This is a genomic window from Burkholderia dolosa (assembly GCF_902499135.1).
In the GTDB taxonomy this organism is placed as follows: domain Bacteria; phylum Pseudomonadota; class Gammaproteobacteria; order Burkholderiales; family Burkholderiaceae; genus Burkholderia; species Burkholderia dolosa.
The window spans coordinates 22203-30200 of record NZ_CABVPR010000071.1; the positions used below are offsets into that span (position 1 = coordinate 22203).

General features: G+C 68.4%; 7 protein-coding genes. 5 read left to right on the plus strand and 2 right to left on the minus strand.

What is annotated here, in order from left to right; genetic code table 11:
* Positions 1 to 336 precede the first annotated feature (336 nt).
* A complete protein-coding gene (locus tag BUB20358_RS24045; RefSeq protein ID WP_006766248.1) occupies positions 337 to 960 on the plus strand; it encodes an HAD hydrolase-like protein in 624 nt (207 codons plus the stop codon).
* Positions 961 to 1377: 417 nt separating this feature from the next.
* Entirely contained in the window at positions 1378 to 1944 is a 567-nt protein-coding gene (locus tag BUB20358_RS24050) for a DUF4142 domain-containing protein (protein WP_006766249.1), read from the plus strand.
* 125 nt (positions 1945 to 2069) lie between these two features.
* Here BUB20358_RS24050 and BUB20358_RS24055 read toward each other — a convergent pair whose 3' ends face one another.
* Positions 2070 to 2669, minus strand: a complete 600-nt coding sequence (locus BUB20358_RS24055; protein WP_035974419.1) for a GNAT family N-acetyltransferase — start codon at positions 2667 to 2669, stop codon at positions 2070 to 2072.
* A gap of 37 nt (positions 2670 to 2706) precedes the next feature.
* Positions 2707 to 3642, minus strand: a complete 936-nt coding sequence (locus tag BUB20358_RS24060) for a LysR family transcriptional regulator (protein ID WP_006766251.1) — start codon at positions 3640 to 3642, stop codon at positions 2707 to 2709.
* Between the two features lie 101 nt (positions 3643 to 3743).
* On the opposite strand from BUB20358_RS24060, the gene lysA reads away from it, so the two are divergent.
* From lysA to BUB20358_RS24075, 3 genes are all read left to right on the plus strand, one after another.
* Complete coding sequence (gene lysA / locus BUB20358_RS24065; protein WP_035974421.1) at positions 3744 to 4982, plus strand: diaminopimelate decarboxylase; 1239 nt, start codon at positions 3744 to 3746, stop codon at positions 4980 to 4982.
* 817 nt (positions 4983 to 5799) lie between these two features.
* Positions 5800 to 6900, plus strand: coding sequence for a hypothetical protein (locus BUB20358_RS24070; RefSeq protein ID WP_035974423.1), 1101 nt, complete (start codon positions 5800 to 5802; stop codon positions 6898 to 6900).
* A 1-nt stretch (position 6901) separates the two neighbouring features.
* Positions 6902 to 7939: a hypothetical protein gene (locus BUB20358_RS24075; protein ID WP_035974424.1), complete on the plus strand. Its 1038-nt coding sequence runs from the start codon at positions 6902 to 6904 to the stop codon at positions 7937 to 7939.
* The last annotated feature ends 59 nt before the right edge of the window (positions 7940 to 7998 follow it).

The window sequence follows — 7998 nt, forward strand, 5'->3', positions numbered from 1 at the left end:
AGGCGCGATGCAATGGAGGCCAGCTCGCACGTGACGCGTTCCCCGCCCCTCGAACATCGCAGCACGGGAACTCGACCCCGAAATAATTTCATCCCAATCATATTGATCACGCGCCGATCATAAGATCGCTTGAGTAGTATGGTCGCGCGCAAGCGCGACTTTTCATACAGATGTACCGATGATAGTGCGCCGCCGCTTCATCGCATTAAGAAAACAATCATGCCGGTCAGGCGGCGTCGCCGGCGTAAGCACATCGCGACTATCGGTTGACGCGGCGGCGGCTCGGCGATTCTTCTGGTATTGTCGCGTGCCGCTCACCTCCATTCTGCTTTTTCGATGCGATATCAACTCGTCGCCTTCGACTTCGACGGCACCCTCGCCGATTCCCTCGACTGTTTTCTCGCCGCGCTGTCCGAAGCGTCGCGCGTGCACGGCTTTCGCGACGCGACGCCCGAGCTGCGCCCCGCGCTGCGCGGAATGTCGGCCCGCGAAATCGTCCGCGCGCTCGACGTGCCGATGTGGAAAGTGCCGCGCGTGACAATCGACATCCGCAAGCTGATGCGCACGCGCATCGCCGACGTGAAGCTGTTCCCCGGCGTCGCCGATACGTTCGATGCGCTCGCCGCGCGCGGCATCCGCATCGCGATCGCGACGTCGAATGCCGAGGACGTCGTGCGCGACCGGCTCGGCGCGCGCGCGAGCGGCCGCGTCGATTACTTCGCGTGCGGCATTCCGCTGTTCGGCAAGTCGCGGCGATTGCGTGCGCTCGCGCACGAAGCCGGCGTGCCGCTCGCCGACATGCTGTACGTCGGCGACGAGATCCGCGATGCCGACGCGGCGCGCCGTGCGTCGATCGCATTCCAGGGCGTCGCGTGGGGCTATACGGCGCCGCACGCGTTGCAGGCGCATTGCGCGACGCCGCTGCTCGATCGTCTCGACACGCTGCTCGATCGCGTGTGACGACGCGAAGCGAAGCGCGCGTTCGAGTCACGCGGTGCGCTTCATCGACGCGCGTCACATGCACATCGCACACGCATACGCACATCGAACGCGCGCATTTCGACGACGCACCGGCGGCCGCAGTCGCGAATTCGCGATCGCACGCATGACCCGGGCGTGGACGCAAAAATTGCCGTCGCCGCCCATGCGGCCGGTATCCGATACCTGTCCGCGCGCACGCCGATCGAATCGTCTTACCAACCGTTACACAAACCACAGCGCGGTTGCACCTGCTACCCGGGCGCTCTCCTAGAATCGTCCCGGCCGGAAACGCTCCGACCGACGCCGCGGCAGCGCAGCGGTCGAGCCCGGTCTCTCGCACAGCTACGGATCGCGTCATCCGTCCTTTAACCAGAGCCCCGATCGAAAGGAGGTCCCATGAACCGCTTTCCCAAAGTGTCGCGCGTGGCATTGTCTGCCGCCGGCCTGCTTCTCGTCGCCGTGACGGCGACCGCGCAAACCGCGCAGCCCGCCGCATCCGCGCCGGCTGCCGCTGCCACGCGCATCCACGAAGCCGACCAGACGTTCATCACGGACGGCACGAAAACGGTATCGACGCAGCACGACGCCGCGCGCATCGCCGATTCGCGCACGTCCGACAGTCAGGTGAAGGCGTTCGCACAACGCGTGTCGACCGACGACGAGAAGATCATCCGCGCGATGCGCGCCGCGAGCCCGCGCGGCGTCGACGTGCCGGCCAACGATCCCGACACGGCGGTGCTCGACAGCATCAAGAATCTGCGCGGCGCGGAATTCGACAAGGCGTACATCGAGCAGGTCGCGCTCGCCGGGCAGCAGAAGGCGATCTCGGCATTCCAGGCGGAAATCGCGTCGGGACGCGACACGAAGCTGAAGGAAGTCGCCCGCCAGTCGCTGCCGATCCTGCAGGCGCATTACGCGGAAGCGCAGAAGCTCGCGCAGCGCCACAAGCTCGCATCGCAGTAACGCGATGCCGCGCCGCGCACCAAGCGCGGCGCACGCTTTCAGCCGTCGCGCCGCCCGCTGCTGCGGCGGCGCGACGCATGCGGAGTCGCGCCGCATCCAATACACATCGCATCACGCGACACGCATCACGTCGCCAGCTTCGCCTTCAGCCGCGCATTCACGTCCGGCCACTCGTCGTCGATGATGCTGAAGCGCACCGAATTGCGCTTGCGGCCGTCGGGCATGATCCGCTCGTGACGCACGATCCCCTCCTGCTTCGCGCCCAGCCGCAAGATCGCCGCGCGCGACCTGTCGTTCAACTCGTCCGTCGTGAACTGCACGCGCACGCACTGCAGCGTGTCGAACGCATACGCGAGCAGCAGCCATTTCGCTTCGGTGTTCGCGCGCGTACGCTGCGCCGATTCGCCGAGCCACGTATGGCCGATCTCGAGCTTCCGATTGCCGCGGTCGATTTTCCAGAAGCGCGTGCTGCCGATCACGCGGCCCGATGCACGCTCGACGATCGCAAACGGCATGACGGTGCCGGCCGCGCGGCCGCGCAACGCCGTGTCGAGGTACGCGTCGATCGTATCGGGGCCCGGCACGACGGTCACTTTCAGGTTCCATAACTCGCCGTCCGCAGCCGCATCGAGCAGCGCCTGCCGGTCCGACGCATCGAGCGGCCGCAGTTCGACGTGCGTGCCGGTCAACGTCGGCTGTTCGAGGAACTGCTGTGCGTCTGCCATCGCGGCTTCTCCCCAACAAAAGAATCGCAAACCGCGATCATACGGCGGCTGCGCCGCGCGCGAGCGCCGCAAGCCGGCGGCGGATCGCGCCGGCCTCGCCGCGCAGCGCATCGGCGAACGCGTCGACGAGCAGATTCTTCGGCCGGTGCTCGGGGACGATGATGCTGACGCGGTACGGAAACGAGCGCGTGAGCGGCCGCACGTGCAGGTCGCGCCCGACGAAATCGAGCGCGGTCAGCGGATTGACGATCGCGGCGCCGAGCCCCTGCCGCACGAACGCGCACACCGACACCGCCGACGGCGTATCGACGACCGAGCGCGGCGCGACGCCGAGCTGCGCGAACGCGTCGTCGATCATGATCCGGTACGGGTCGTTCAGCGACAGGCTCACGAACGGACGATCGGCGAGATCCGCGAGATCGATCGCGTCCTTCGCGAGCAGCGGATGACCGTCGGGCAGCACGCACACTTCGTCGACTTCGAGCAGCGGCGCGAGCGTGGTGCCGGCCGGCGCGACGTCGTGCTCGGTGAGCCCGACGTCGTAGCGCTGCGCGGTCAGCCACTCTTCGAGCACCGGCGATTCCTGCGTCGCGACCGACACGCTGACGCCCGCGTGTGCATCGAGAAAACGCCGGCACGCGCCGGGCAGGATCGCGTGCGAGAACGCCGGCAGCGCGATCACCGACAGCTGGCCGTCGCGGAATTCGCGCAGGCGCGCGGCCGTCGCCGCGACACGCTCGAGCCCCACATACGCGAGCCGCACGTCGTCGAACAGCGTCAGCGCGGCCATCGTCGGGCGCAGCCGGCCGTGCGTGCGCTCGAACAGCGCGAAGCCGACCACCTGCTCCATCCGCGCCAGCTCGCGGCTGACGGTCGGCTGCGACGTGTACAGCATCTCGGCCGCGCGCGTCGTGCTGCCGGTGACCATCAGCGCACGAAAGACCTCGATGTGGCGATGCGTGAGCGTAGCCATCTATATCAGGAATGAATCGAATCGATAATAAAACGCATTTTACCGTATAGCGAATCGCGCGCATCATGCGCACTATCCGTCCATTCGACCGATTCACCGCCATGTCTCTCGATTCCCGCCAGCTCGCGGCGCTCGCGCAGCAATACGGCACCCCGCTGTGGGTGTACGACGCCGACGTGATCCGCGACCGCATCGCGCAACTGCGCCAGTTCGACGTGATCCGCTATGCGCAGAAGGCCAATTCGAACGTCCATATCCTGAAGCTGATGCGCGACGAAGGCGCGTGCGTCGATGCCGTATCGCTCGGCGAAATCGAGCGCAGCCTCGCGGCCGGCTTCAGCCCGGCCGGCGAACCGGAAGGCGTCGTGTTCACGGCCGACCTGATCGATCGCCCGACGCTTGCAGCGGTGCTCAAGCATCGCGTGACCGTCAACGCCGGGTCGCTCGACATGCTCGCGCGCGTCGGCGAGCACGCGCCCGGCCACCGCGTGTGGCTGCGCGTGAACCCGGGCTTCGGGCACGGCCACAGCAACAAGACCAACACCGGCGGCCCGCAAAGCAAGCACGGAATCTGGATCGACGACGTGCCGCGCGCGATCGAGATCGTGCGCCGGTACGGGTTGAAGCTCGTCGGCATCCACATGCACATCGGCTCGGGCGTCGACTACGGCCACCTGTCGCAGGTGTGCGATGCGATGGTCGGCCTCGTCACGTCGCTCGGCCACGACATCGACGCGATCTCGGCAGGCGGCGGGTTGTCGATCCCGTATCGCGACGGCGAGCCGCGCGTCGACGTCGGCCACTACTTCAGCCAGTGGGATGCGGCGCGCAAGCGGATCGAACGGCATCTCGGCCACGCGGTGCGCATCGAGATCGAGCCGGGCCGCTTCCTCGTCGCCGAAGCCGGCACGCTCGTCGCCGAAGTGCAGGCCGTCAACCGCCGCCCGAAGCACGACTTCGTGCTGATCGATGCGGGCTTCAACGATCTGATGCGCCCGTCGATGTACGGCAGCTATCACGCGGTATCCGTGCACGCGCACGACGGCGCGCTGCCCGAAGGGCGGCCGCTCGTCGACCTCGCGATCGCCGGGCCGCTGTGCGAATCGGGCGACGTGTTCACGCAGGATGCCGGCGGCGTGGTCACGCATCGCAAGCTGCCGCAGCCGCAGATCGGCGACCTGCTGTTCGTGCACGATGCGGGCGCGTACGGCGCGTCGATGTCGTCGAACTACAACAGCCGGCCGCTCGCGCCGGAAGTGCTCGTCGATCGCGGCACGCCGCGGCTGATCCGCCGCCGGCAGACGATCGGCGAATTGCTCGCGCTCGAGACGTTCGCCTGACGCGTCAGGCGGCGGCGCGGGCGCAGCGGACTCCGGATCGCGGATTCCAGCGTCCGCGCGACTGAACCGGCATTCGCGACGACGCGCAGCCGCGTCGATCATGCGGCCGCCGTGCTTGCGCTCAGGTCGTACCCGGCGCTTCGTCGCGCGTGATCGTCGCGTGCCGGCGCACACGCGAGTCGAACATCATCTGCAGCGGTAGCCGCTCGTCGGCGCGGCCGAGCCGGTCGTGACGGCGCATGAAGCGCTGACTCGATCGCGTCGCGCTGCCGGCCGCAGGTTTCCTTCGTCGCCCTCTTTTCCACGATGCACGTCGTCCGTCGACGCGTCGCGCGGCCGGACCCCGCCGTCCCGATACCCTCATCGAGCCTCGACGTGCTGCGTCACCCGCCCGGCGTCCCGTCTCGCACACGTTCATCGTCATTGCACGTCGCTTCCACAGCCCGCCGCCCACGGGCGATACACGTTCGCCCGGCTTCCACGCGGTAACGCCCACGACGCGGCACATGTCCCAAAGCCGCACACATGCACCGCGGGCCCGCCGTCCCGGGCGTTCGGTCACACGCCGGGCCATGACTTCCTCCGCATTGTTCGCACTTCGCGCGCATCGCACAGTGGCCGCACGGTCGCGCAACGCTTCGCATCGCGCGCCGTCGTGACGGCCGCATGCGGATTCGCCGCCAGCGGCGCACCGCGTGCACGCCCGCGCCGGCCGTCCGCCCATCCGCCATTTCGACCGACGACGTCGCGTTCAACCGAAACGGTCGACGCGCGGCATGAGCGGGCGTGCCGCCGCATCGACGAGGAGCAAGCAATCATGAAACAGCCTGTCCGGATCATCTCCGTACGTTACGACTGCCGCACCAAACCGCAGCGCGCACACGACGAAGCGCTCGACGCGTATGTGCACCGCGTGCAGCAGATCGCGCACAACCATCTGTGCGGCGCGCTCGCAGCGGCGTTCGAAGCCGTGCGTCAGGATGCGAAAAAGGACGATCCGCCGCGCGTCACGTTCGTGACCGCGCCGGAGTTCTACTGGAACGTGCCGTGGAACGCGCTGCGCAACGTCGACGACATGCACGCGCTGGTCGATCTGCAGGTCGACCCGGTACGCGCGGCGATCGGCGCCGTCGCCGACCGCTTTCCGGTGCACCGGTACGGGCCGATCGTGTTCCTGCCCGGCACCGTCGCGATGCTGATGAAGCACGAACGCGCGGCCGACCGGCCCGACGACGCGCCGCTCGTCGGGCCGTACGAATCGCTGAACTTCGCGTTCGTGACGACCAATTTCCTGCCGCCGCTCGCACAAGGCAACGAAAGCGATCCGCTGCGGCGCATCGCGATCTGGCCGAAGCGGCGGACGTCGTGGATCGACTACGGCTACTCGGTCGGCATGCTCGCGACCGCGCACACGCATACGTTCCAGCTCGCCGACGGTACGTTCGTCGACGTGCTGAAAACGGGCGACGTGTCGCCGCAAAGCATGACGTCCGAGCATGCGCCGTCGTCGCCGTACCGCGGCCCGCGGCTGTCGGACAGCTTCGACAACCGGCTCGGCGAAGCGCCGCCGTTCGGCATCGACATCTGCCTCGACTACCTGGAATGGCGCCGGCATCCGGGCAACGACATCAAGCCGCCGCATCTCGACGACAACGCGCTCGTGATCGACTTCGTGCTGTCGTACGGCGTCAACCTCAGCAACGTCGCGTTCGACGTGCCGAAGTCGCTGCAGTACATCGCGCACAACGACGGCCGCGAACGGAAGGAAGTCGCCGTGTTCGCAGTCGATCGCACGCGGACGACGTGGAACGTCGTGCCGGACGCGCGGTGCATGAGCCGCCTGTCGCCGACGGACCGCGAACGCGTCGCGATTCACGAGTTCGACGTGGACGTGCCGGATCCGACCGGCGCGCAGTGAGATGGGCATGCCGCGATTCGGCCGATGGCGCGCGCGGCGGACGGCTACGCCCGAGCCGCCGCGTGTGCCGGGCGATCTCGCCGCGCAGCTGTGCGACGAGTGCGAGGCGATGGCGCGCTATGCGCTCCATCACGGGCTGCCGATCGAGCCCGAGCTCGTCGCGCGGCTCGCCGCGCTGATCGCGGCTGCCGGTTCGACGGCCGGCACGCCGCCGACGCCCGCGCAGCAGCACGCGCTCGCGGCGATCCATCGCAAGCTCGCGACGCTCGTCGCGCCCGCGACGCCGCAAGCGGTCACGCTGCTCGACATGCACCGGCGCCACGCGCATCCGCTCGCATGGCTCGGCCCCGTGCCGCTGATCCGGCTGCTGACGGGCTCGGCGCTCGGCTTCCTGGTCGCGGTCGTGCTGACGAGCCTGTCGCCGCAGGTGTCGGGCGAGAACATCGATCGCGGCTTCCTGCAATCGAACGGCACGCAGCTGCTGTGGAACACGACGTTCCTGCTGTGCTGCGCGGGGCTCGGCGCGTCGTTCGCGACGCTGTTCCAGGCGCATCACTACGTCGCGGCGTCGACATACGATCCGAAATACGACGCGTCGTACGGCGCGCGCCTGATTCTCGGCGTGATCGCCGGCCTGATCCTCGTTGAAATGCTGCCGGCCCACCTGTTCGCACAGGGCAGCATGCACAGCTTCGGGCGGCCGGCGCTCGCGATGCTCGGCGGCTTCTCCGCGACGGCCGTGCACCGCGTGCTGCAGCGGCTCGTCGAAACGCTGGAGACGCTCGTGCAGGGCGACCGGTCGGCCGACGTCGGCGCCGCGCTCGCCGCGAATCGCGCGCGTGCGGCGAGCGAGCGCGCGCAATGGCAAGGCGAGCTCGCCGCGAGCCTGCTCGACCTGCAGCAATCGCTCGACGCATCGACGTCCACCGACGCGATCCGCGCACGGCTAGCCGAATTCACGCGCACGATGCTCGCCGCTCATCCGTCGTCCGGCGGTGGCGACGATCCGTTTCCGCCCGGCGGCGCACCGCGGTCGTGACGTCGCGCGGTCGTGACGTCGCGCCGTCGCGACGCGGCGCGGCGGCTGCGCGCCGGTCC